The organism is Nocardiopsis coralliicola (assembly GCF_054779695.1).
Map to the genome: position 1 here is coordinate 145,080 of NZ_BAAGXT010000004.1, position 24,079 is coordinate 169,158.

22 protein-coding genes are annotated in these 24,079 nt (G+C 74.7%); 12 read left to right on the forward strand and 10 right to left on the reverse strand.

Annotated features, from left to right (window positions below; all coding sequences use genetic code 11):
* Positions 1-34 precede the first annotated feature (34 nt).
* Together ACYVGT_RS05105 and ACYVGT_RS05110 are read left to right on the forward strand one after the other, a co-directional pair.
* Positions 35-448 carry a DUF3592 domain-containing protein gene (locus ACYVGT_RS05105; RefSeq protein ID WP_460855231.1) on the forward strand — a complete coding sequence of 138 codons (414 nt, stop codon included), beginning with the start codon at positions 35-37 and terminating at the stop codon, positions 446-448.
* A gap of 55 nt (positions 449-503) precedes the next feature.
* Positions 504-1,238: a class I SAM-dependent methyltransferase gene (locus ACYVGT_RS05110; protein ID WP_460855232.1), complete on the forward strand. Its 735-nt coding sequence runs from the start codon at positions 504-506 to the stop codon at positions 1,236-1,238.
* A gap of 56 nt (positions 1,239-1,294) precedes the next feature.
* On the opposite strand, the gene ACYVGT_RS05115 is transcribed toward ACYVGT_RS05110, so the two are convergent.
* Positions 1,295-2,053 (reverse strand): MerR family transcriptional regulator, encoded by a 759-nt coding sequence (locus tag ACYVGT_RS05115; protein WP_460855233.1) that lies wholly within the window; start codon positions 2,051-2,053, stop codon positions 1,295-1,297.
* 40 nt (positions 2,054-2,093) lie between these two features.
* Complete coding sequence (locus tag ACYVGT_RS05120) at positions 2,094-2,972, reverse strand: DUF2268 domain-containing putative Zn-dependent protease (RefSeq protein ID WP_460855234.1); 879 nt, start codon at positions 2,970-2,972, stop codon at positions 2,094-2,096.
* 603 nt (positions 2,973-3,575) lie between these two features.
* Here ACYVGT_RS05120 and ACYVGT_RS05125 point away from each other — a divergent pair.
* Positions 3,576-3,959 carry a YchJ family protein gene (locus ACYVGT_RS05125; RefSeq protein WP_460855235.1) on the forward strand — a complete coding sequence of 128 codons (384 nt, stop codon included), beginning with the start codon at positions 3,576-3,578 and terminating at the stop codon, positions 3,957-3,959.
* Between the two features lie 87 nt (positions 3,960-4,046).
* Positions 4,047-5,435: an FAD-binding oxidoreductase gene (locus tag ACYVGT_RS05130; protein ID WP_460855236.1), complete on the forward strand. Its 1,389-nt coding sequence runs from the start codon at positions 4,047-4,049 to the stop codon at positions 5,433-5,435.
* A 93-nt stretch (positions 5,436-5,528) separates the two neighbouring features.
* Here ACYVGT_RS05130 and ACYVGT_RS05135 read toward each other — a convergent pair whose 3' ends face one another.
* Positions 5,529-6,509, reverse strand: a complete 981-nt coding sequence (locus tag ACYVGT_RS05135) for a hypothetical protein (RefSeq protein WP_460855237.1) — start codon at positions 6,507-6,509, stop codon at positions 5,529-5,531.
* A gap of 193 nt (positions 6,510-6,702) precedes the next feature.
* On the reverse strand, positions 6,703-7,224 hold the full coding sequence (locus ACYVGT_RS05140) for a hypothetical protein (protein WP_460855238.1): 522 nt from the start codon (positions 7,222-7,224) through the stop codon (positions 6,703-6,705).
* 95 nt (positions 7,225-7,319) lie between these two features.
* On the opposite strand from ACYVGT_RS05140, the gene ACYVGT_RS05145 reads away from it, so the two are divergent.
* Together ACYVGT_RS05145 and ACYVGT_RS05150 are read left to right on the forward strand one after the other, a co-directional pair.
* Entirely contained in the window at positions 7,320-8,225 is a 906-nt protein-coding gene (locus tag ACYVGT_RS05145; protein WP_460855239.1) for an alpha/beta fold hydrolase, read from the forward strand.
* Positions 8,222-9,115: an SDR family oxidoreductase gene (locus ACYVGT_RS05150; protein WP_460855240.1), complete on the forward strand. Its 894-nt coding sequence runs from the start codon at positions 8,222-8,224 to the stop codon at positions 9,113-9,115. The genes ACYVGT_RS05145 and ACYVGT_RS05150 overlap by 4 nt, the downstream gene beginning before the upstream one ends.
* Before the next feature lie 78 nt (positions 9,116-9,193).
* Here the strand turns inward: ACYVGT_RS05150 and ACYVGT_RS05155 are convergent, their stop codons facing one another.
* From ACYVGT_RS05155 to ACYVGT_RS05170, 4 genes are all read right to left on the reverse strand, one after another.
* Positions 9,194-9,940 carry an SAM-dependent methyltransferase gene (locus tag ACYVGT_RS05155; RefSeq protein WP_460855241.1) on the reverse strand — a complete coding sequence of 249 codons (747 nt, stop codon included), beginning with the start codon at positions 9,938-9,940 and terminating at the stop codon, positions 9,194-9,196.
* 225 nt (positions 9,941-10,165) lie between these two features.
* Positions 10,166-10,618 carry a ribonuclease HI gene (rnhA, locus tag ACYVGT_RS05160; RefSeq protein WP_460855242.1) on the reverse strand — a complete coding sequence of 151 codons (453 nt, stop codon included), beginning with the start codon at positions 10,616-10,618 and terminating at the stop codon, positions 10,166-10,168.
* A 519-nt stretch (positions 10,619-11,137) separates the two neighbouring features.
* Entirely contained in the window at positions 11,138-11,713 is a 576-nt protein-coding gene (locus ACYVGT_RS05165) for a DUF4232 domain-containing protein (protein ID WP_460855243.1), read from the reverse strand.
* A 155-nt stretch (positions 11,714-11,868) separates the two neighbouring features.
* On the reverse strand, positions 11,869-13,062 hold the full coding sequence (locus tag ACYVGT_RS05170) for an elongation factor Tu (protein ID WP_460855244.1): 1,194 nt from the start codon (positions 13,060-13,062) through the stop codon (positions 11,869-11,871).
* Between the two features lie 503 nt (positions 13,063-13,565).
* Between ACYVGT_RS05170 and ACYVGT_RS05175 the strand changes: the two genes are divergently transcribed.
* On the forward strand, positions 13,566-14,297 hold the full coding sequence (locus ACYVGT_RS05175; RefSeq protein WP_460855245.1) for an SOS response-associated peptidase: 732 nt from the start codon (positions 13,566-13,568) through the stop codon (positions 14,295-14,297).
* Between the two features lie 150 nt (positions 14,298-14,447).
* Here ACYVGT_RS05175 and ACYVGT_RS05180 read toward each other — a convergent pair whose 3' ends face one another.
* Together ACYVGT_RS05180 and ACYVGT_RS05185 are read right to left on the reverse strand one after the other, a co-directional pair.
* Positions 14,448-15,623 (reverse strand): MFS transporter, encoded by a 1,176-nt coding sequence (locus ACYVGT_RS05180; RefSeq protein ID WP_460855246.1) that lies wholly within the window; start codon positions 15,621-15,623, stop codon positions 14,448-14,450.
* 872 nt (positions 15,624-16,495) lie between these two features.
* On the reverse strand, positions 16,496-17,164 hold the full coding sequence (locus ACYVGT_RS05185) for a GntR family transcriptional regulator (RefSeq protein ID WP_460855247.1): 669 nt from the start codon (positions 17,162-17,164) through the stop codon (positions 16,496-16,498).
* A gap of 180 nt (positions 17,165-17,344) precedes the next feature.
* Here ACYVGT_RS05185 and ACYVGT_RS05190 point away from each other — a divergent pair, with 180 nt between their 5' ends.
* The 5 genes from ACYVGT_RS05190 to ACYVGT_RS05210 all read left to right on the forward strand — a co-directional run bounded on the left by ACYVGT_RS05190 (position 17,345) and on the right by ACYVGT_RS05210 (position 24,028).
* Positions 17,345-18,514, forward strand: a complete 1,170-nt coding sequence (locus ACYVGT_RS05190) for a CaiB/BaiF CoA transferase family protein (protein WP_460855248.1) — start codon at positions 17,345-17,347, stop codon at positions 18,512-18,514.
* Positions 18,511-20,175 (forward strand): FumA C-terminus/TtdB family hydratase beta subunit, encoded by a 1,665-nt coding sequence (locus ACYVGT_RS05195; protein ID WP_460855249.1) that lies wholly within the window; start codon positions 18,511-18,513, stop codon positions 20,173-20,175. The genes ACYVGT_RS05190 and ACYVGT_RS05195 overlap by 4 nt, the downstream gene beginning before the upstream one ends.
* A 123-nt stretch (positions 20,176-20,298) precedes the next feature.
* Positions 20,299-21,840, forward strand: a complete 1,542-nt coding sequence (locus ACYVGT_RS05200) for an SLC13 family permease (protein ID WP_460855250.1) — start codon at positions 20,299-20,301, stop codon at positions 21,838-21,840.
* A 59-nt stretch (positions 21,841-21,899) separates the two neighbouring features.
* Positions 21,900-22,769: an HTD2 family dehydratase gene (locus ACYVGT_RS05205; RefSeq protein WP_460855251.1), complete on the forward strand. Its 870-nt coding sequence runs from the start codon at positions 21,900-21,902 to the stop codon at positions 22,767-22,769.
* Entirely contained in the window at positions 22,769-24,028 is a 1,260-nt protein-coding gene (locus ACYVGT_RS05210; protein ID WP_460855252.1) for an MmgE/PrpD family protein, read from the forward strand. Before ACYVGT_RS05205 ends, ACYVGT_RS05210 begins: the two co-directional genes overlap by 1 nt.
* Positions 24,029-24,079 lie beyond the last annotated feature (51 nt).

Consider the following 24,079-nt stretch of genomic DNA (forward strand, 5'->3'; position numbering starts at 1 on the left):
CAAAGACGACAGACCACAAAAAAGGGGGGCCGCTGTGGACGGCGAAACACTGCGCACCGTGCTTCCCGCCGCGATCGGCGTGCTGCTGTGTGCCGCATCCACCGGAATCGGCACCGCCGAACTGGCGCGCACCGCCGCGCTGCGCCGCCGGGGCATCTGCGTACCCGGCCGCATCGACTCCGTGCCCACCGGCGGAGCCCGCGGCCCTGTCGTGTTCTCCTTCACCACCCGCGACGGCCGCCGCACCACCGCCACCCAGGCCTTCGCCAGCACCACCACGCGCCTGCACCCCGGCCAAGAGGTCACCGTCGCCTACGACCCGCACGACCCCACCCGCGCCCACGTCGCGCGCGCCACCCAGGCGGGCGCAGCCGTCGCGTTCCTCCTGGCCGGGGCGGCCGCAGGGGGCCTCGCTCTGCTCTTCGCCACCTCCGACCTCATGCCCTGACCCCAGCGCACAACCCGCTGGTGCGGCCCGCCGGACCCCGCGTAGCCTCGCCGCCATGCCCGACGCCGAGTACGCCCACCCCCGCCTGGCCGCCCTCTACGACCACCTCCACGCCGACCCTTCTGACCTGCCGCCCTACCTGGAGATCCTGCGGGCTGAAGATGCCCGCGACATCATCGACGCCGGCTGCGGCACCGGCCGCCTCACCCTGGCGCTGGCCGCACGCGGCTGCACCGCCACCGGGTTCGACCCGGCCCGCGCCTCCCTCGACGTCGCCCGCGCCAAACCCGGCGCCGACCGCGTCCGCTGGGTCCACGGCGACTCCTCCGCCCTGGCCGCCCTCGACCCGCCGCTGCGCGCCGACGCCGCCGTCATGGCCGGCAACGCCTCCCAAGCCGTCGACAACCCCGCCCAGTGGCGGCGCACCCTCACCGACCTGCACGCCGCCCTGCGCCCCGGCGGCCTGTTCGCCTTCGAGACCCGCAACCCCGACGCCCGCGCCTGGGAGCGCTGGAACCGCGCCGAGTCCCTGCGCACCCTGGAGGTCCCCGGCACCGGCCCGGTCACCGTCTGGGTGGACCTGCTCGACGTCGACGGGCCGCTGGTGGCCTTCCGATGGACCTTCGCCTTCGCCGACGGCCAGGAGCTCACCTCCACCTCCACACTGCGCTTCCGCACCCGCGCCGAGACCTCCGCCGACCTGGCCGCGGCCGGCTTCACCGTCGAAGAGGTCCGCGGCGCCCCCGACCGCCCCGGCCGCGAACTCGTGTTCCTCGCCCGACGCCCCTGACCTTCCCCGCCAGCGCCGACGTCAGGGGAGGAGCCGCACCCGCCACGGGCCACCGCCTACATGCACTCCGCCGCATACCGGCGCAGCGCCTCGCGCACGAACTCCGCGCCTCCGGGGCCGCCGAACGCCGCAGCCAGCCGCGGCTCGGCGACGTAGCTGTCGCCGATGCCCGCCACCATGTCCCGCGAACGCCCCCGGTCGCCCTCGTACACCGGCGTCCCCGGGATCGACGACAGCCACGCCACATGCCGCGCCGCCAGCGCACGCGCCCGCCCACCCGCAACCGCCGCGCCCTCGCGCCAGGCCGACGCCCAGTCCGCCGCCAACCCGTCGCGCTCATCGCGCCAGGCCACCTGCTCGGCCAGCGCCATACCGTGCCACCACTCGTAGGCGGCCCGGAACGCCTCCGCCCCCCACCGCGCACTCACCTCTGCCTCGTAGCGGTCGTTGAACCCCTCCAGCAGCACATCGCCGTCCGGCTCAACACCGGCCCGCGCCGCCTCCAGCGCGTGCCCGGCCGCCCGCAGCTGCCCGTCGATACGCTCGCGCTCGGCGCGCAGCGCAGCGATATGCGACTCCAGCCCCGCGCACCGGTCCACCTCGCCCGCCAGCACCTCGCCGATCGCCGCCAGCCCCATCCCGGTGCGCCGCATCTGCAGGATCCGCTGCAGCCGCGCCACCGCGCCCGGCCCGTAGTAGCGGTAGCCGTTGCCGCCCACCCGAGTGGGCGGCAGCAGCCCGACCCGGTCCCAGTAGCGCAGCGTGCGCCCGGTGACACCGGCCCGCGCCGCCAGCTGCGCAACCGTCCACTCCACCCCGCCGCCCCCTCACCCGCGCGCCGCGCCCCGGCAGGGTTCAGCCGCGGGCCGCAGCGATGATGCGCGCCTGGTCGTCGTGCAGCGCCTGCGCCGCCGTCCGGCCGCTCGCCGCCAGATAGGCATCCACCAGCCGGTTCCCGGCACTATATCCCGCACCCGTCGGCAGCCCCACCGGCTCGCCCCCGTACCGGCGCGCATGCGCATCGCCCAGCACCCACGCCGTGATGTTCTCCATACCCGTCACCTCCAGCCCCTCCAGCACCCGCGCATACACCGCGTCGTCCCCCAGGTGCGCCGCACCGACACGCGCATAGCCCAGCCGGTCGCCGTACAGGCTGCGCGCGAACGCATCCGCCAGCCCCTCGGCCACCACTTGCTCGCCCACCGTCACCGCCGCCGGATTCCACACCACCCCGCCCGGGCTGTACCGCAGATTGTGGTGCAGCTCGTGCACCGCGGTCGCCTCCAACCGCTCCAGGTTCTCCGGGGTCGGCCACAGCGTGATCGTGATGGCGCCCGAGATACCGCCCATCGCGGTCATCCCCAGGCTGGTCTGCAGGAAGTGCTCATCGCCCGGATCGCCCAGCACCAGCAGCACCGCCACATCCGGCACCGCAAACCCCGGGTTGGCCTCGGCGAGCACCGCGGCCGCGCCGTCCAGGGCGCGCTGCATCCGCCCCAGCGCATCGGCCTCCTCCAGCACCTCCACCGCGGCCAGGCACCGATCACCATCGCGGTCGATCGGGAAGCCGTGCCCGAATCCGTGCACATCGGCCAGATCGGGCGGCTCGGGCGCAAACCGGTACTGGGCCGCGACCGGGGCGTGCAGCTCCCGCAGCAGACCGCGGCGCTCGTCGGGCGCCGCAGCCAGGACCCGGCGCATCGCAGAAAGGCTGTCAACAACAGTGATGGACATGCCCCCAACGCTAAGCATTGACGCTGCGTCAAGGTCAAACCCCGGCACCGCCCTAGCGGACCGCACCACCCGGCACCCGCCCAACAGCACAACCGGCCGCTAACGGCCGCCCCAGTGCCCACCCGGCCCACCGCGGGCACACCACCCCCATGCCCCCGCACTGCATCCTCGCCGCCAGCCTCACCGCAGCCCTGCTCGGCTCCAGCCCCGCACTCCCCGACACAGCCCTCACGCCCCGCACCACCTGCCCGCCCCCGGCCGCCGCCCTCCACCGGCCCCGGCCCCGGGCCCACCCGCCCACACGGTGCACACTCCACCGCCGCCGCACCCGCTGCCACCCCAGCGCCGAACCGCCCCCGCCGACCCGGCCGCCGCACCCCTAGACCCCCATCACCACCCGCCTGCTCGCCGACCGCTCCGCCGCCAGCGCCTTCGCCGCAGCCGCGGCCGAACACCTCTGCGCCCAATACGACCGCCGCCACCACCCGACCGGCGGCCGCGCCGAACCCTCCCGCCGCAGCGACGCAGCCCTGCGCCCCACCGCTACCCCCCCCCACCCCGGCCAGGCCGGGCCACCCCGCCCGAGCAGGCACAATCAACACCATGACTGCCCGCACACCCCGCACCTGCCCCTGCGGCGCCGCCGCCTACACCCACTGCTGCGGCCCCCTCCACGCCGGCGCGCCCGCCACCACCGCCGAAGCCCTCATGCGCTCCCGCTACAGCGCCTTCGCCCTCGGCGACACCGCCCACCTGCTGCGCACCTGGCACCCCGACACCCGCCCCGCCCGCATCGACCCCGACCCCCACACCACCTGGACCGGCCTGACCATCCACGCCACCACCGGCGGCACGCCCTTCCACACCGAAGCCACCGTCGACTTCACCGCCGCCTACACCAGCGCCGGCCAGCCCGGCCACCAGCGCGAAAACTCCCGCTTCCGCCGCCACAACGGCGCCTGGACCTACCTCGACGCCCACGCCTGACCCCGCCCCCGCACACCCGCCCCACCACCGCATACGCTCCCCCCAGCACCACCACCAGCCACACCGCCGTCCGAAAGGACCCCGACCGTGCCCACCACCGCCCAGACCGCCACCGCCCGCGAACTCCTCCAGGCCCTGGGCCCCGACATCGTCACCACCGACCCCGACATCACCGCCTCCCGCGCCCACGACGAAGCCGAATGGGCCCCCTACGGCACCCCCGCCGCCCTCGTCCGCCCCACCACCGCCGACCACGTCCAAACCGCCGTCGAAATCTGCGCCCGCCACCGCACCCCCATCGCCCCCCGCGGAGCAGGCACCGGCCTCTCCGGCGCCGCCAACGCCGCCGAAGGCTGGACCGTCCTCTCCTTCGAACGCATGAACCAGATCCTCGACATCGACACCGACCAGCAGACCGCCACCGTCCAACCCGGCGTCATCAACGACGACCTGCGCGCCCACGCCGCCACCCGCGGCCTCTGGTACCCGCCCGACCCCGCCTCCTCCCCCTGGTCCACCATCGGCGGCAACGTCAACACCAACGCCGGCGGCCTCTGCTGCGTCAAATACGGCGTCACCCGCGACTACGTCCTCGCCCTCCAAGCCGTCACCGCCCACGGCCGCACCCTGCGCCTAGGCCGCGCCACCGCCAAAGGCGTCACCGGCTACGACCTCGCCGGACTCATGGTCGGCTCCGAAGGCACCCTCGCCCTCATCACCGAAATCACCCTCCGCCTGCGCCCCCTGCGCACCGGCACCGAACACACCATCGTCGGCCACTTCGACACCCTCGCCGACGCCGGCCGGGCCGTCGCCGCCGTCGCCGCATCCGGCACCACCTGCTCCGCCCTCGAACTCATCGACCGCTTCTGCCTCCAAGCCGTCGACGACTGGAAGAACATGGGCCTGGCCGCCGACGGCAACGTCCTCCTCCTCGCCCGCACCGACGCCCCCGGCGCCGCCGGAGACGCCGAAGCCGACACCGTCCTGGCCACCTTCCGCGACGCCGGCGCCACCCACGCCGACCGCTCCACCGACCCCGACGAAGCCGAAGCCCTCTTCTCCGCCCGCCGCCTCGCCTACCCCGCCCTCGAACGCCTCGGCCCGCTGCTCACCGAAGACGTCTGCGTCCCCCGCATCCGCGTCCCCGACATGCTCGCCCGCATCGAAGCCGCCGCCCAGCGCCACACCACCCGCATCGGCAACATCGCCCACGCCGGCGACGGCAACCTCCACCCGCTCTTCATCGTCGAAGCCGGCGACGACGACGCCCGCCGCCGCGCCCAAGCCGCCTTCGAAGACATCGTCGACGACGCCATCGCCCTCGGCGGCACCGTCACCGGCGAACACGGCGTCGGCCTGCTCAAACGCCGCGGCGCCGCCGCCGAACTCGGCCCCGACGTCCTCGACCTGCACCGCGCCGTCAAAGACGCCCTCGACCCCCAGCACATCCTCAACCCCGGGAAAGCCTTCTAACCCCCGCACACAGACAGCGGGGGCCGCCGCGCCCACCAGCGCAGCGGCCCCCGCCGCCAACTCCCCGCCGCTCCACCAGCCGGCGCAGCACACCTACCAGGACAACCGGTACACCGGCCACACCCGCTCCACCGACAAGCCCGCCTCCCGGCACGCCCCCGCCACCACCGCATCATCGAACTCGCGCACCGACAGCCGCCGCGCCGACCCCTCCAGCGCCGCCGCCACACCCCCCAGCAGGCCCGCCAGCCGCCCCGCCGGAACCCCGTGGTGCACCACCCGCGCCACCGACGCCGCACCCTCCCGGTCCACCAGCACCGTCACCTGCGCCACCACCGGCGCCTCACCGCGCCCGCCCACCAGGTCGAAGGTCCGCGACGCCAGCAGCCACTCCGCATCCCCCTCCTCCTCGGCGCCGCCCAGCCACTCCGCGACATCCTCGGCATCCCACTCCTCCGGGAACGGGTGCAGAATCGCGTGCGCCGCGAACAGCTGCGCATACTCCTCCAGCCGCCCCGCAGGCAGCTCCCCCGCAACCTCGCGCACGCCCTCCCCGGCCGACACCGCAACCGCCGCGACATCACCCGACCAGTCGCGGCCCTCCTCCCGGTGCACCGCAGCGCCCAGCCGCTCCGCCACCGCAGCATCGGCCTCCGGCAGCCCCGCCGCCCACAGCAGACCGCCGAACCCGCGCCCGCGCACCCACTGCGCCGCCTCCCACACCAGGTCCTGCACCACCGCGACCTCGCCCGGCTCCGCACCCCGCTCCGGAGCCGACCCGGTCACCGCCAGCTCCTCCTCAAACGACGCCAGCGCCCACTCCGCCACCGGGTCGCCCTCGCCGCCCGCCATCACACTCGCCCAGCCCAGCAGCTCACCGCCGCGCCGCGCCACCACCGTCCCCAGCAGCTCCACCGCATCCTCGGCGCCCTCCGCAGCCTCACCCGCCGCGTCAGCCACCCCCGCGTCGAAGCCCGCCGACGCCAGCACCTCCGCGGCCAGCCGCTCCTCCACCCCCGCGCCCGACTCCCACACCAGCTCCGCGCCACTCGCCGAACCCGCACGACCGCTCATCACCAGCAACCCCCGAAACTCTCACGACTCCGCCGGAGCCTAACGCCCACCGCACACTCCACCGACCGTGCTAGCCTGCCCGCCCTCCGCGCGCAGCGACCGCGCCGCCGGCAGCCCTCCCGGAAGGCCCCGCTTCCCGCCTCCAGCCGCACCGCACCGGGCAGCCCGCCCCGCACCGCCGGCGGCACCGCACTCACCCCCGCCCGACCAGCGGCTCCAACTCCCCCGCATCCGCCACCCGCCGCAGCCCCGGCACCGGCCCTTCCGCCACCCGCTCAAACACCCGCACCAGCACCCCGCCGCCCACATCGGCCGCAACCACCCGAGCCGGCCCCGACTCCAGCACCACCGACACCAGCACCCGGCCATCCACCACCAGCTCACCCGACGACCACACCGCATCCCCGCCCAGCGACAGCGCATCCCCCGCCAGCGGATCCCGCATCCGCCGCTCCATCAGCGCCCGCTCCGCACACAGCCCGCGCAGCACCCGCTCCGGAACCGCCTCCCCCCACAGCCGCGTCGCCACCTCCACCTCCGGGCCCCGATCCGCCCCCTCCGGCGTCGACCCGAAGTCCACCACCGCCCGCGTCGCCTCCCCCGACACCGGATCCGACCCCACCGAGCTCACCCGGCCGCGCCGCCCCTCACCGGCAACCGTGAACAGCGGAAACCCCCGCACCAACGCCTCCAGACCCAGCGCCGGATCCACCACCGAACCCCACAACCTTCCAATGATCATTGTCATGGTCTACGCTCCTGTGGCACCGACCACAACCCGCCAGTAACAACCCCGGACAGGGAGCCCCCATGACCCCCACCCGGCACCCCACCACCGTCCACTCCGCCGACGGCACCCGCATCCACACCGAAACCATCGGCCCCCCCGACGCCCCCACCATCGTCCTCTCCCACGGCTGGACCTGCCGCACCGCCTTCTGGGCCCCCGTCATCCACCACCTCCCCCGCAACCTCCGCATCGTCCTCTACGACCAGCGCGGCCACGGCCACAGCCAACGCCCCACCCACCCCGGCGCCTACACCACCGACGCCCTCGCCGACGACCTCACCGCCGTCCTCACCCACACCCTCCCCGACAACACCCCCGCCGTCATCGCCGGCCACAGCATGGGCGGAATGACCATCATGGCCGCCGCCCAACGCCCCGCCTTCCGCACCCGAGCCAAAGCCACCGCCCTCATCTCCACCGGCTCCACCCACCTCCCCCACACCAGCAACGTCCTCCCCCTCTTCCCCACCGGAAGCACCCCCCGCGCCACACTCCAACGCCTCGCCCTCCAAGCCCCCCTCCCCCTCGGCCCCCGCACCCCCCTCACCACCCACGCCCTCCGCTACGTCACCATGCACCCCACCGCCGACCCCCGCATGCGCGCACTCTGCGCCCGCATCATCCACACCTGCCACCCCCTCGCCCGCGCCCACTGGGGACGCGTCCTCGGCACCCTCGACCTCACCCGCCAACTCACCCACCTCGACATGCCCACCACCGTCATCCACGGCACCCGCGACCGCCTCACCCCCATCACCCACGCCCACCACACCGCCCGCGCCCTCCCCAACCTCACCGAACTCATCCAACTCCCCCGCGCCGCCCACATGACCCCCCTCGAAAACCCCGCCGCCATCGCCACCGCCCTCACCCGACTCGCCCGCACCCACCTGCCCGCCACCACCCCGGAAGAGGCCCCCGCATGACCCGCCGCCACCCCGCACTCAACGGCCGCACCGCCGTCATCACCGGCGCCGCACGCGGAGTCGGCGCCCTCCTCGCCCGCAAACTCGCCGACCAAGGCACCACCGTCGCCCTCATCGGCCTCGAACCCGACCTCCTCGCCAAAACCGCCGCCGACTGCGGACCCACCGCAACCCACCACCCCGCCGACGTCACCGACGCCGACGCCCTCACCCAAGCCGCCACCGACATCGAAAACCACCACGGCACCATCGACATCACCGTCGCCAACGCCGGCATCGCCACCGGCGGCCCCTTCACCGACAGCGACCCCGACGCCTTCCACCGCGTCATCGACGTCAACCTGCACGGCTCCATCAACACCGCCCGCGCCTTCCTCCCCGCACTCCGCCGCAGCCAAGGCCACTACCTCCAGATCGCCTCCCTCGCCGCCATCACCCCCGCCCCCCTCATGGCCGCCTACTGCACCAGCAAAGCCGCCGTCGAATCCTTCGCCCACAGCATCCGCCCCGAAGCCGCCGTCCACGGCACCACCGTCGGCATCGCCTACCTCTCCTGGACCGACACCGACATGGTCCGCGGCGCCGACCACGACGACGTCCTCCGCGAAATGCGCGCCCGCCTCCCCTGGCCCCTCAACACCACCCACCCCCTCCCACCCGCGGTCGACCGCATCGTCACCGGAATCGCCCGCCGCTCCCCCCACGTCTACGGCCAGCCCTTCCTCCGCGGCCTCAACGCCGTCCGCGCCGGCCTCCCCGCCATCACCGGCACCTTCGGCCCCCGCGAAATCCGCCGCCTCCAACCCCGCCTCGACGCCACCGCCCACCAGCGCGCCGCAGCCGTCGGCGCCGGCGGCAGCGCCGACATCGCCGCCCGCACCCGCCGCTGACCCCCATCCGCACACAGAAAAGCGGGCCCGGGCAGAAAAGCCCGGACCCGCCCCTTCAGCGCCCCGAAACCAGCCGGATCAGCGCTGCATCAGCACAAACACACCCCAGCCCAGCAGCTCCCGCTGGAACCGCGTATAGCGCACCGGCCCCTCCCGGAGCTCAGCCCGCACCTCAGCGGCCAGCTCATCATCAGGGTTCCCATCCAGCCAGCGGCGCATATTCAACCACTGCGCCGCCTGATACCGATCCCAGCTGTCCTGATCAGCCAGCACCATCTCCACAACGTCGTAGCCCAGACCGCCGAACTGCGCCACCAGATCCGGCAGCACCAGGAAATCGTCCGGCCCCGTCGCCTGGCACAACTCAGCCGTCGCCTGATCAGGCACCTCACCGCGCCAGAACGGCTCACCGACCAGCATCATGCCGCCCGGACGCAGACTCTCCTGCAGCAGCGCGACCGTCCCGGCCACACCGCCGCCGATCCACGTCGCCCCCACACACGCAGCCAGATCCACCGGCTCCGCAGCGCGGAACCCCGCAGCATCGCCGTGCACGAAGTCCACCCGGTCAGCGACACCCAGCTCGGCCGCCCGCTCCCGCGCCTGGGTGGTGAACACCGAGCTGATATCCACCCCGGTCCCGGCGAACCCGAAGTCGCGCGCCCACGTACACAGCATCTCGCCCGACCCGCTGGCCAGATCGAGGACACTGGTGCCCGGCGGCAACCGCAGCGCCGCACCCAACTGCGCGAACTTCCCCGGCGTCAGCGGGTTGTGAATGCGATGGCTACCTTCGTAGATGGTGAAGATGCGTGGAAGATCCACGGGAGACGTCCTTAAGGTTCGATCCGATCACTGCACCTGCCGAAAACCGCCGACCGAAGCCGGCAGCCACTGCCCGGACCGTCATCCATACACCTCACTCAGACATTGAAAACGGCGACGTGCCGCGCACGAAGGCTACCCGCGGATACCGTCCTGGCCACCGCGGCCCGGCTGCGGCGCTGACGGGGCCCGTCCGGTACGCGGACCCTGCACTGGCTCGGAAGCTCAGCCGGTCGCCGCTTCGTCCCGGCCCTTGCAGGCGAGCAGGTCGGCGCGCTCGTTTCCCGGGTCGCCGGCGTGGCCCTTCACCCACTGCCAGTCGACGTCCAGGCGCGCAGCCGCGGCGTCGAGCCGGCGCCACAGGTCGGCGTTCTTGACCGGCTTCTTGGTGGAGGTGCGCCAGCCGTTGCGCTTCCAGCCGTGGATCCAGCCGGTGATGCCGTTGCGGACGTAGGTGCTGTCGGTGTGCAGCCGGACCGGGGCCGGGCGGGTGATGCTCTCCAGCGCCACGATCGCGGCCATCAGCTCCATGCGGTTGTTGGTGGTCTCCGACTCCCCGCCGTAGAGCTCCTTGTCGTGCCCGCCCCACGACAGCAGCACGCCCCAGCCCCCCGGCCCGGGGTTTCCCTTGCACGCACCGTCGGTGTAGATCTCCACGCGTTCATCCGCACTCGCCATGGCGGGAATCTACACCGGTTCGCGCCCCGCCGCGTTCCGGAGGTGCGGCCTCCCTCCGGATAACCCCGGACACTCTGAGCGCAGCGCACCGCACGCGCCGGAGTCCGAGCCGCCGCCGACCGCCGGAGGGCCGCGCTCGCGGGCCAGGGCAGCGGAAGGTGCGCCCCATCCGGCACAGCGACTACGGACGGTGACGCTTCGCCCCGGTCTGCTGGAAATGCCCGAGACGGCGCCCCCTTGGCAATGAGGGCGGCGTAGCCGCTCCTTTTGGGTTAGTGAAGGGGTTAGTGAGGAGTGCTCCTCACCACGTCCTTTACGATGTAGATTTTTAAGCTATGAGCGGCCGTGGCGCCGCCCCGTCGCCTTGGCCGCGCCCCCAGAGCGAGCGCATAAGCGGGGGCCGGCGCCATCCGCGCCGGCCCCCGCCCCCGCTACTGCGGCCGTCCTTGCCGCGCTCCCCTCCCCTATGCCCCGCCCAGGACCGTCTGCGGCCCCGGCCGAGTGCGCCCGGGGCCGCAGCTACGCGGCCGGCTTGACGGACAGCGTCGGCACCGCGGCGCCGGAGACGGTGCACATGGTGTCCTCGCCGCCGGTCGAGGCGTACACCCCGTCGTCGCTGCTGCCCTGGTCCAGATAGAGCTGGAAGCCCGCCACGTCCTGGGCCTTGCACTCCTCCTCCGGGTAGTTGCCCGGGTGCGGCTGCGCCACCACGACCTCCGCGGTGCCGCCCGGCTCCACGTCGAACGCCCCCGGCTGGTCCGGGTCCGCCTCGGCCCAATCCCCCACCTGCTCTCCGCCGAGCTCGTCCACCCAGTGCATCGACGCCGGCGGCGTGACGGTGCAGGTCTCGTCCGAGCCCTCACCGCCCTGGATCCGCACCAGTGTCACCCGGATGTAGTCGGTGCCCGCCGCAGCATCCCGCCCCTCGTAGACCGGCTTGAAGTCGCCGGACAGACAGCCGCGGACGCCCTGCTCGCCGGCTCCGCCGGCCGAGTCGGCCGCCGCGGGCGCGGCCGCCCATGCTCCGAGTGCAACCCCGGCGGCCAGTGCCGCCGTCGCCGCGGAGCCCGCACGCAGGTGTGCCTTCGCGCTCATTGCCAATCCCCCCGTGTAGTGATCCCTCTTACCCGCTACGACGCTGCGACCTGCGACGAAGTTCGGAGCGATCAGGAAGGGACGGCAGCGGCAGGACACAGGAGGCGGGCGGCAGGACACACCGTCCCGCCGCCCGCCGCGCCGCTACGGGGTACTCACTGCGGGGCGTCGAGCAGCGCGAGCACCGTGCCCGCGCCGACCGTGCGGCCGCCCTCGCGCACCGCGAAGCCCAGCCCCCGCTCCAGCGCCACTGCCCGGCCCAGCTCCACCTCCGCCTCGACGGTCTCCCCCGGCTGGGCCGGGTCCGCCCCGCCGAGGTCGATCGCGCCGCTCACGTCGGTGGTGCGCAGGTGGAACTGCGGCCGGTAGCCGCTGCGCACCGGGGTGCGGCGGCCGCCCTCGTCCCCGGGCAGCAGCCGCAGCCGCGCCCGGAACCGCCGGTGCGCCGCCGTGCTCCCCGGCGCCGCGAGCACGTCGCCGCGCCGGACGCGGTCCCGCGCCACCCCGCGCAGCAGCAGCGCGGCGTTGTCGCCGGCCCGGGCGGCGCCGAGCGGGCGGCCGAAGGTCTCCACCGAGGTGACCACCGCACGGAACCGCTCTCCCGCACCGACCGGCTCCACGCTGGAACCGGTCGCGACGGTGCCGCGCTCCACCACGCCGGTGACGACGGTTCCGCGGCCGGAGATCGTCAGCACGCTCTCCACCGGCAGCAGGAACGGGCCGTCGACGTCGCGCTCGGGCACCGGGACGTGCGCGTCGACCGCTGCCAGCAGCTCCAGCAGCGCCCCGCTCCACCGCGTGTCACCCTCCAGGGCGCGCAGCGCGGAGACCGGGACCACCGGAGCGGCCGCGCCGTCGAAACCGGAGCGGGCGAGCAGCTCGCGCACCTCCAGCTCGACGAGCTCGACCAGCTCGGGGGCTGCCGCGTCGGCCTTGTTCACGGCCACCACCACGTGGCGCACGCCGAGCCGGCGGGCCAGCACGAGGTGCTCGGCGGTCTGCGGCATGATCCCGTCCACCGCCGAGACCACCAGCAGCGCGCCGTCGACCTGGGCCGCGCCGGTGATCATGTTCTTCACGTAGTCGGCGTGGCCGGGCATGTCGACGTGGGCGTAGTGCCGGGTGGCCGTCTCGTACTCGACGTGGCCGACGGTGATCGTGATACCCCGCGCGGCCTCCTCGGGCGTGCGGTCGATCCGGCCGGTGGGCACGGCCGCGGCGATCCCCTGCTCGGCCAGCACGCGGGTGATGGCGGCGGTGAGCGTGGTCTTGCCGTGGTCGACGTGGCCGATGGTGCCGATGTTGAGGTGCGGCTTGGGGGGCGCGGCGGCGCCCTGCCGGGGCGTCATAGCTGTTCCTCTCGGGGTGCTGCACGGACAGGAGACCCGTAGGACTGCGCTACCGCTCCCCGAGGGTCATCCCGCTGTGCGTCCGGGGAACGGCCGGACTCGCTCGCCGCTGCGGCGCGCACGCTCCGCAGCGCCCGCTGCTGCGGGCGTCGCTGCGAAGGCACGGAGGAACATGGCCGCCAATCTGGCTGAAACCGGCGGGGCGCGCAAGGGGTTTTCGCTGCCGCGCACCGGGTGTTGCAACGTCAATGCAACGTTGGCGGGATCGGACGGGAGGCGCCACCATACGGGGGCGCGCACCCGTAGCCGGGGCGGCCCCGGGTGCGCGCCCTGCGTGGGAGGGGACCCGCGATGGACCGTCCGGCGCCGCCCGCCTGCGGGCGGCGGAACGGATCGGCGGGGCGGCGCGCGGCGCCGCCCCGCCGGCGTCGGTCCCGGGTGCGATCATGGCCCGGCGGTGCGGATCGGCACCCGATTCCGGCCGAGCAACCGGGGGGACCACCATGTGCGGCCGCTATGTCAGCGCCCGGAACGACCACGAGCTGCAGCTCCTCTTCGACGTGCAGGAGAGCGCCGACCACGGATCCGGCCCGTCCTACAACGTCGCGCCCACCCAGCCGGTGCGCATCGTCGTCGAGGAGCTCCGCGCCGGTGCAGCCGGCAGCGGCGCGGGCGCGGACGACCGCGTGCGGGTCCTGCGCGATGCCCGCTGGGGCCTGCTGCCGCCCTGGGCCAAGGACCGGCGGATGGCGGCGCGGCTCATCAACGCCCGCTCCGAGAGCGTCACCGAGAAGCCCTCGTTCCGGTCCGCCGCCGCCCGCCGCCGCTGCGTCCTGCCCGCCGACGGCTACTACGAGTGGGAGAGCACCGCCGGCGGCAAAGTGCCCTACTACCTGCACCCGGGCGGCGACGGCGTGCTGGCGCTGGCCGGCCTGTACGAACTGTGGCCCGACCCCGACCTCCCCCGCGGCGACCCGGACCGCTGGGTCCGCACCTGCACGGTGCTCACCCGCCCGGCGTCGGACTCGCTGGGCCACATCCACGACCGCGCCCCCCTAGTCCTGCCGATGGACCGCGTCGCCGAGTGGCTCGACCCGTCCGCCACCGACCCCGCCGACGTGCGCTCCCTGATCGACTCCCTCCCCGAGCCCGAGCTGGTCCCCCGCCGCGTCGGCCGCGCCGTCGGCTCCCCCCGCAACGACTCCCCCGACCTCGTCGCCGAGGTCGCCGGCTGAGACGGGACCACCGGGAAGACGCCCCCGGCGAGGGGCTGATCGCTTCCGATCATCCGCATTCGCGCGGTTCCCGCTGCCCGCCGCCGGCCTGCACGGGCCGCTGCGTTCCGGCCCGCCCCTGCTGCGCCGGTGCCGGGGTTCCGTGGCACGTCATGCGGCGGGGACGGGCGCTCGCCGGGACAGGGCCCCGGCGGTGACGGCGATGGCCAGGCCCAGCGCGGCCAGGCCAGCGCCGAGCACGGCCGGGGCGGTGTAGCCGTAGCCCGCGGCGATGACGACTCCGCCCAGCGCTGCGCCGGCGGCGTTGGCGAAGTTGAGGGCGGAGTGGTTGAGCGCGGCCGCCAGCGACGGGGCGTCGGCGGAGACGTTCATCAGGCGCATCTGCAGCGACGGGATGAGGGCGCTGCCGCAGAAGCCGAGCAGGAAGACGGCGGCGATCGCGGGCACCGGGTAGGGGGCCGCGGCCGAGAACAGCAGCAGGGTGCAGCCGATGGCCGCCAGCGCACCGTAGAGGGTCGGCATCAGGGCGCGGTCGGCGGCGCGCCCGCCGGCCAGGGTGCCCAGCACCATGCCGACGCCGTACACGCCCAGCACCGGCGCCACCCCTGCCTCCGGCAGGCCGGTCACCTCGGTCATCGTCGGGGCGATGTAGCTGTAGGCGGCGAACATGCCGCCGAAGCCGACCGCGCCCACCGCGAGCGACAGCCACACCTGCAGGCGGCGCAGCGCGCCCAGTTCGGAGCGGACCGAGGCGCCCGGCTCGGCGCGGCGCTCGGGCACCCACCGGGCGACCGCGGCGGCGGCGAGCACCCCGATGGCGGCGGTCGCCAGCTGGGCGGCCCGCCAGCCGAGGTGCTGGCCGAGCCAGGTGGCCAGCGGGACGCCGACGACGTTGGCCGCCGCCAGCCCCGCCATGACCAGCGCCACCGCCTGGGCGCGGCGGGCCGGCGGGACCAGCCCGGCCGCGACGACGGAGCCGACGCCGAAGAACGTGCCGTGCGGCAGGCCGGTGGCGAAGCGCGCGGCGACGAGCGCCTCCAGGGTCGGTGCGGCCGCCGAGGCGAGGCCGCCCAGCGTGAACAGCGCCATCAGTGCGATGAGCAGGCGGCGCCGCTCGACGCGCGCCCCTGCGGCGGCCAGCAGCGGGGCGCCGATGACCACGCCGAGCGCGTAGCCGGAGATGGTGGCTCCGGTGGCGGGGATGCTGGCGCCGAAGTCCCGGGCGACGTCGGGCAGCAGGCCCATCGCAGTGAACTCGGCGGTGCCGATGCCGAAGCCGCCCAGGGCGAGGGCGGCCAGCGCGGGCGTGGGGGACGGGGTGCGCACGGGGGCCTTCCGGTCGGTGTGATCGGCTGCACCCGGCAACGCCGGCTTCGCCGGGCCCCTTCCCCGCCGGTGCCGTGTCGGGTCTCACCCGGGCCGCCCGCGTCCGGGACCTGCCCGGTCAAGGATGATCTGCCGCAAACCCGTCTGATTCCCAGGTCACCTGCTGTGCCGCGCCGGCGGAGGGGGTGCCCTTCGGGCCGCGCCGCGCGCTGCCGGAGGACGCGCCCGGACGGTCAGCGCTGCGCCGCGCTGGTGCGTGCGCCAGCGTGCCCCCGCCGGGGATCCGCTCTGCCACCGTGTCCTGCCGCGCCGTCGCCGGCCAGGGTCCAGGACGGGACCGTACCGCCGGGCAGTTCCCGGTTCACCCACCGCCCGGGAGGACGGGAACGGACTAGGGCGTGTGTGGTGGGTGGCGTTCACCGCGAGCGGTGTCGGCGGTGCACCCGTCGCAGGGCCGACGAGGGAGTCAGGGCGGGGGTTTTCCTGCCGAGGAGAGGAGAACGCCGCGAGGGGCCTGCGGGGGCGCCGCGCAGCAGGACAGGTGTCCATCCGACACGCCCCAGGGCAGCGGGCCCTCCCCGGCGCGCTACCCGGCGCCACACGGCGGTGGACACGGAGCCGTCCGGCCCCATCCGGTGCAACCCCGTGCAGTGAGGGTTTCCCGGCGGCGCCGCGGGCAGCCCCGGTGCGGTGGCCCGGCCGCGGCGCAGGCGCTCTCTGCGCCCAGGGGGGGGGGAGGAGGAACGCGTTCTCCCAATAGCGCCCCGGCTGGCCTGGCGGGGCGCGGCCGGCAGCGCCGAAACCACGGGAGGCGGCGCAGCGGGAAGCGCCCTGGCAGCGGCCGCAGCCGAGCGGGGCGGCGGGTGCGGGGGTCAGGCGTCGGGGACGGCGGAGCGGTCGGTGAGCTGGCGCAGGGTGTGCTCGGCGGCCTCGGCGATATGGGCGCGCATCGCCTCGGCGGCGGCGGGGGCGTCGCCGGCCTGCAGGGCGTCCATGATGGCGCGGTGCTGGCGGGAGGAGGCGCGGGCGCGGCCGGCGAGGCTGATGGCCTGGTAGGGGACGCCGTTCCACAGCCGGTCGATGAACTCCTGCAGGTAGGGCGATCCCGCGGCGGAGTACACGGCGTGGTGGAAGCGGGCGTTGAGGTCGGTGATGTCGTTCTCCCGGCCGTCGGCCACCGCGCGGTCCACCTCCGCCAGAGCCGCCTCCATGGCCGCCAGCTCGGCCGGGGCGGCGCGCTGGGCGGCCAGCTCGGCCGCCATCGGCTCTAGGACGGTGCGCAGCCGGTAGACCTCCTCGGCGCGCTCCGGGGTGAACTCGGCGACCACCGCACCGTGGTTGGCGCGGTGCTCGATGAGGCCGTGGGCGGCGAGCATGCGCAGCGCATCGCGCACCGGCGTGAGGCTCATCCCCAGGCGGCCCGCCAAGTCCTGCAGCAGCAGCCGCTCGCCGGGGGCGAGCTCACCGGAGCGGATGGCGTCGCGCAGGGCCGCGTAAGCGACCTCGGACTTCGTAGGCGCCTCGACGCGATCGATCGGCATGCCCAGCAGGCTAGCGCATCGTTGCTTTTTGCCCTTCATAATTTGCACTTTATAAATTACTCTTGCGACGATGCAGCGGTGCGGCGCGTCACACCCCCGGGTGCGCCGGGCCACCCGCTGCCGCTGCCCGCGCTCCCCCGCGCGGGCCGGTCCCCCGCCCCACCCCAAGGAGGAGCCCTGATGGGCGCACTGGACGGAATCACCGTCGTCGCGGTCGAGCAGGCCGTCGCCGCCCCCTTCGCCACCCGCCAGCTCGCCGACCTGGGCGCCCGCGTCATCAAGGTCGAGCGGCCCGGCAGCGGCGACTTCGCGCGCGGCTACGACACCACGGTCAACGGGCTGTCCAGCCACTTCGTCTGGCTCAACCGCAGCAAGGAGAGCCTGGCCCTGGACCTGAAGGACCCGGCCGGCGCCGAGGCGCTGGCCCGCCTGCTGGAGACCGCCGACGTGTTCGTGCAGAACCTCGGCCCCGGCGCCGCCGACCGGGCCGGACTGGGCCACGCCGAACTGCGCGCCCGCAACCCGCGCCTGGTCACCTGCAGCATCTCCGGCTACGGCCCGGAGGGCCCCTACCGCGACAAGAAGGCCTACGACCTGCTGGTGCAGTGCGAGGCGGGCCTGCTGTCGGTCACCGGCACCGAGGACGACCCCGCCAAGGCCGGGATCTCGGTGGCCGACATCGCCGCCGGCATGTACGCCTACTCCGGCGTGCTCGCGGCGCTGCTGCAGCGCGGCCGCACCGGCGAGGGCGCCCACGTGGAGGTGTCCATGCTGGAGGCGCTCGGCGAGTGGATGGGCTTCCCCTACTTCTATGCGGCCTACGGCGGCACCCCGCCGCGCCGCACCGGCGCCCGGCACGCCGCCATCGCCCCCTACGGACCGTTCCGCACCGGCTCCGGGGAGGAGGTCTTCCTCGCCGTGCAGAACGACCGCGAGTGGCGCTCGCTCTGCGAAAAGGTGCTGCACCGGCCCGATCTCGCCGCGGCCCCGGCGCTGGCAGCCAACGACCAGCGCGTCGCGGCCGGCGAGCGGGTGCGCGGCGCCATCGAGGACGCCTTCAGCGGCATCGATGCGGCCCGCGCCGAAGAGCTGCTGGAGGCGGCCGGCATCGCCAACGCCCGGCTGCGCGACATGGCGGGCTTCGCCGGCCACCCGCAGCTGGCCGCCCGGGACCGCTGGCGCGAGGTCGGCTCCCCCGCCGGGCCGCTGCGCACCCTCCTCCCGCCGGCGCTGCCCGACGGCGCCGAGCCCCCGCTGCGGCCGGTCCCCGCCGTCGGCGAGCACACCGGCGCAATCCTCGCCGAACTCGGCCTGGGCACCACCGAGGGCACCGCAGGGGGCGCAGCATGAGCGCCGCACCGGACTTCAGCGGCGCCTACACCGAGCTCCTCCCCCTGGGCCCCGACTCCACCGACTACCGCACCCTCGCCACCGACGGCGTCTCTGCGGCCCGCGCGGCAGGCCGCGACCTGCTGCGGGTGGAGCCCGAAGTCCTCACCGAGCTCACCGACACCGCGATGGGCGACCTGGCCCACCTGCTGCGCCCCGCCCACCTGGCCTCACTGCGCGCCATCCTGGACGACCCCGAAGCCTCGGCCAACGACCGGTTCGTCGCCTCCGACCTGCTGCGCAACGCCTGCGTGGCCGCGGGCGGCGTGCTGCCGATGTGCCAGGACACCGGAACCGCGATCGTCGCCGGAGCGCGCACCGCCGCGGTGCTCACCGACGGCGACGACCACCGGCGCATCAGCGAAGGCGTCTACACGGCCTACCGGCGGCTCAACCTGCGCAACTCCCAGATGGCGCCGCTGACGCTGTGGCGGGAGGCCAACACCGGCACCAACCTGCCCGCCCAAGTCGATATCGAACTGGCGCCCGGCAGCGACCTGGAGTACCGGCTGCTCTACCTCGCCAAGGGCGGCGGCAGCGCCAACAAGACCTTCCTGTTCCAGGAGACCAAGGCGCTCCTGGAACCCGAGCGGATGATCGCCTTCCTGGAGGCGCGCCTGCGCGAACTGGGCACCTCGGCCTGCCCGCCGTACCACCTGGCGGTGGTGATCGGCGGCACCAGCGCCGAAGCCGCGCTGCGCACCGCCAAGCTCGCCTCGGCCCGCCACCTCGACGGGCTGCCCGAGCAGGGCTCGGCGCAGGGGCACGGGTTCCGCGACCGCGCCTTCGAGCAGCGCGTCCTCGAACTGACCCGCGCTATCGGCTACGGCGCCCAGTTCGGCGGCCGCTACTTCTGCCATGACGTCCGGGTGGTGCGGCTGCCCCGGCACGGCGGGTCGCTGCCCGTCGCCATCGCCGTCTCCTGCTCGGCCGACCGGCAGGCCGAAGCGGTGATCACCCCCGAGGGCGTCTTCCTGGAGCGCCTGGAGGCCGATCCGGCGCGCTTCCTGCCCGAGGAGGACCCCGGAGAGCCCGGCGAGGCGGTCCGCATCGACCTGGACCAGCCGATGCAGCAGGTCCGCGCCGCACTGTCGGCGGTACCGGTGGGTGCCCGGCTGTCGCTGAGCGGCACACTGGTCGTGGCGCGCGACATCGCCCACGCCCGCTTCGCCGCCGACCTGGAGCAGGGCCGGCCGCTCCCGGACTACCTGCGCGACCACCCGGTCTACTACGCCGGCCCGGCCAAGACCCCCGACGGGATGGCCTCCGGATCGTTCGGCCCGACCACCGCCGGGCGGATGGACCGCTACGTCGCCGGCCTGCAGGCCGCCGGCGGTTCGCTGGTGACCCTGGCCAAGGGCAACCGCTCGGCCGCAGTGGTGGAGTCCTGCCGCCGCAACGGCGGCTTCCACCTGGGATCGGTGGGCGGACCGGCCGCCCGGCTGGCCGCCGAGCACATCCGCGCAGTCGAGGTGATCGACCACGCCGACCTCGGCATGGAAGCCGTCTGGCGCATCCGGGTGGAGGACTTCCCCGCCTTCCTGATGATCGACGACAAGGGCGGCGACTTCTACGCCCCCATGGCGCAGCCCCTGCTGCAGATCGCGCCGCGCCCCGACTGACCCCCGCCACCGCGGCCGCGGTTCCGCCCACCAGGACCGCGCGGTGCCCGCCTCCGCCGCGCCCCGGCCCGGGCGCACCATCCCCCATCCGTCCCTGTCCCCTCCAGCCACGAGGACCCCCCGATGCACCCCACCGACACCGCATCCGCTGAACCACCCGACTCCGCCGCCCCCGCCCCTGCGGACGCGGCACCGCCCTCCCGCATGCCGCGCCGCCAGGCCATCGGCCTGGCTCTCGGGCCGCTGCTGGGCGGCGCCGTGTTCCTCGCCCTGCTCGCCGGCGCCGACGGGCTGGCCTTCGACGCCTGCGCAGTGGCCGGCGTGACCGTGCTCATGGCCGTGTGGTGGATGACCGAGGCCATCCCCTTCGCCGCCACCGCGCTGCTGCCGCTCGCGCTGTTCCCGCTGTTCGGCGTCGCCGAGATCGGCGAGGCCGCCGCGCCCTACGCCTCCGAGACCGTCTTCCTGTTCCTGGGCGGTTTCGTCATGGCGCTGGCGATGCAGAAATGGGAGCTGCACCGGCGCATCGCCCTGCGCACCGTCCTGATGGTCGGCACCAAGCCCCGGCGCATCATCGCCGGATTCATGATCGCCACCTGCTTCATCTCCATGTGGGTGAGCTCCACCGCCACGACCATGATGATGCTCCCCATGGGCATGTCCGTGGTGGCGCTGCTGCGCAAGGACGGCGCAGAAGTCGACCGCAACTTCTCCACCTGCCTGCTGCTGGGCATCGCCTTCGCCGCCACCATCAGCACCACCTCCACGATGGTGGCCACGCCCAGCAACGCCTTCGTCGTCGCCTACATGGCCGAGGCGCACGACGTGCACATCTCCTTCGCGCAGTGGATGGCCGTCGGCACGCCGCTGGCGCTGGTGTTCCTCGCCATCGCCTGGTTCCTGCTCACCCGCGTCGTGTTCCCGCCGCGCATCGCCGCCATCCCCGGCGGCGAGGAGCTCATCCGCTCCCAGCACAGCGCCCTGGGCCGGATGGGCCGCGGCGAGCGCATCATCGCCGCCGTCTTCGTCACCACCGCGGTGAGCTGGATCGCGATCCCGCTGCTGGCCGGCACCCCCGCCGTGGCGGCCGCGGTGCCGTGGCTGTCCCGGTTCAGCGAGGCCGGCATCGCCATCCTCGCCGCGCTCGCCTGCTTCCTCATCCCGGTGCGCCCCTCGCGCGGGCAGATGCTGATGCAGTGGGAGGACGCCAAGGAGCTGCCCTGGGGCATCCTGCTGATGTTCGGCGGCGGGCTGAGCATGTCGGCGATGATCACCCAGACCGGCCTCAGCGCCTGGATCGGCGATCGCGTCACCGTCCTGCAGGGCGTGTCCGCCGTCGTCGTGGTCATCGTGGTCGCCGTGCTGATGCTCTTCCTGACCGAGCTGACCTCCACCACCGCCACCGTGACCACCTACGTGCCGGTGTTCGGCGGCATCGCCGTCGGGCTGGGGATGGACCCGCTGCTGCTGGTGCTCACCACCGTCTTCGCCGCCGGGTTCGCCTTCATGCTGCCGGTGGCCACACCGCCCAACGCCATCGCGATCTCCACCGGCTACATCACCATCGGGCAGATGATCCGCGGCGGGCTCTGGCTCAACCTGGTCGGCATCGCCCTGGTCCCGATCGCCGTGCTGACCCTGGGCACCTGGGTGTTCGGGCTGTGACCCGGCCGGCCGCCGCCGCACAACGACTGCAGGAACCGACGAAGGAAGGGAGTACAGCGGTGGACGAGACGCCGATCGCCGAGTACGTGTCCGGCTGGGAGCCGGAGCCGGCGGCGCGGGAGGAGGTGGTGGCCCCCGGGCCGGCGCGCGCGCTCGCCGGAGTCCTCGACCAGCCTTCGCCGGTGCGCGCCGACGGGGACCCGCTGCCGCCGCTGTGGCACTGGGCCTACTTCCTCGACCGGCCCGCCGAATCCGAGCTGGGGCCCGACGGGCACCGCGCCGACGGCGCGTTCCTGCCGCCCATCCCCGGCCGGCACCGCATGTTCGCCGGCGGCCGCCTCGACATCACCGGGCCGCTGCGCGCCGGCGAGCGCGCCGTGCGCACCTCCCGGGTGGCCGCCGTACAGCCCAAGCAGGGCCGCAGCGGCGAACTCCTCTTCGTCACCGAGGAGCACACCTACACCGTGCAGGGCCGCACCCGCATGGTCGAGCAGCAGGACATCGTCTACCGCCGCCACGTGCTGCCGCCCGCACGCACCGCGCCCGCCGGCGACCCGCCCGACCCCGCCGGGGCGCCGCTGTCGCTGACCCTGAACCCCACCGCTGCGCTGCTGTTCCGGTTCAGCGCGCTCACCTACAACGCGCACCGCATCCACTACGACCACCCCTACGCCACCGGCGAGGAGGGCTACCCCGGCCTGGTCGTGCACGGCCCGCTGCTGGCCCTCGCCATGCTGGAGCCGCTGCGCCGCAGCGGCGCGCAGGTGCACCGCTACAGCTTCCGGCTGCGCCGCCCCGCCTTCCTCGGCGCGCCCGTCACGGTCACCGGCGAGCCCGACGGCACCGGCGCCGACCTGCGCGCGCACAGCGCGGCCGCCGACCCCTCCGCCACCGCCCGCGCCGACTACCAGACCGGAGGCGACCGCTGATGAGCGCCACTGCCGACCTCGCCCGCCTACTGGCCGCCGACCCGTTCGACTCCGCAGCCGACCGGGCACTGGCGGTGAGGGCCCTGCGCGACACCGCCGCCTCCGCGGCCGCCGCCGAAGGCGACGCCCTGCTCCCCCTGACCCGCCACCTGGGCCCGGCCGGCCGGCTCGCCGCCGCCGGGCACGTACTCGACTTCGACGACCTGCACATGGCCTCCACCACCCACATCAGCGTGGTGTGCGTCCCGGCGGCCATCGCCGCCCCCGGCCCCGCCGAGCGGGCCGAGCGCGCCTACCTGGCCGGCGCGGCCGCGATGGCGCGTATCGGCTCCGCGCTGGGCTGGGAGCACTACTCCGCCGGCTGGCACGCCACGTGCGCCGCCGGAGCGCTCGGCGCCGCCGCGGCCGCCGCAGTCAAGGCCAGGCTGGACGCCGACGGCATCGAGCGGGCCCTCGCCCTGGCCGTGCCCGGAGCCGGCGGCGTGCAGCGCGCGTTCGGCACCTCCGGCAAGGCGCTCCAGGTCGGCTTCGCCGCCGACGCCGGACTCCGGGCCGCAGCGCTGGCCGCCGACGGCGCCACCGCCGACCCCGGCGCCGTCGACCAGTGGCTCGCCCTCGCCGGCGGAGACCCCGCCGTGCTGGCCGAGCTGTGCCGCACCCCGCACGGTGCTCCCGCCGGGGCCGGCGCCGTCCCGGGCGGGCTGGCGATCAAGATGTACCCCTGCTGCTACGCGATGCAGCGGCCGATCAGCGCGGTGCTCGACCTCGGACTGCGCGCCGGCGAGGTGGAGTCGGTGACCGTGCGCACCCCGGCCTGCACCCTGCAGCCGCTGATCCACCACTCCCCCGCCACCGGCCTGGAGGGCAAGTTCAGCCTCGAGTACGCCGTGGCCGCCGCGCTGCTGGACGGCCGGCCGGGCTTCGCGTCCTTCACCGACGCCGCTGTGCAGCGCCCCGAGGCGCGCCGACTCACCACCGCCGTGCGCACCGAGGCCGAGGCCGACTCCGGCGAAGGCGGCCTGCTGGCCGGCGGCGTCGTGGTCGAAGCGGCCCTCCGCGGCGGCGGGGTGCGCACCGCCTCCCTCAGCCTTCCGCCCGGCGCACCGGGCCGCCCGCCGTCCGAGGAGGAGATGGCCGCCAAAATCACCGACTGCGCTCCCGCGCTCGCCGCAGAACTGTCCTCCCTCACCTGGGAGGACGCCGAGCGTTTCGCCGCCGAGCACCTGCCCGCGCCCGAGCCCGCCGGCCACCACCGCTGACCGCACCCTCACCCATCCCGCCGCCGGGCCCCGGGGCCCGGCGGCGCCACC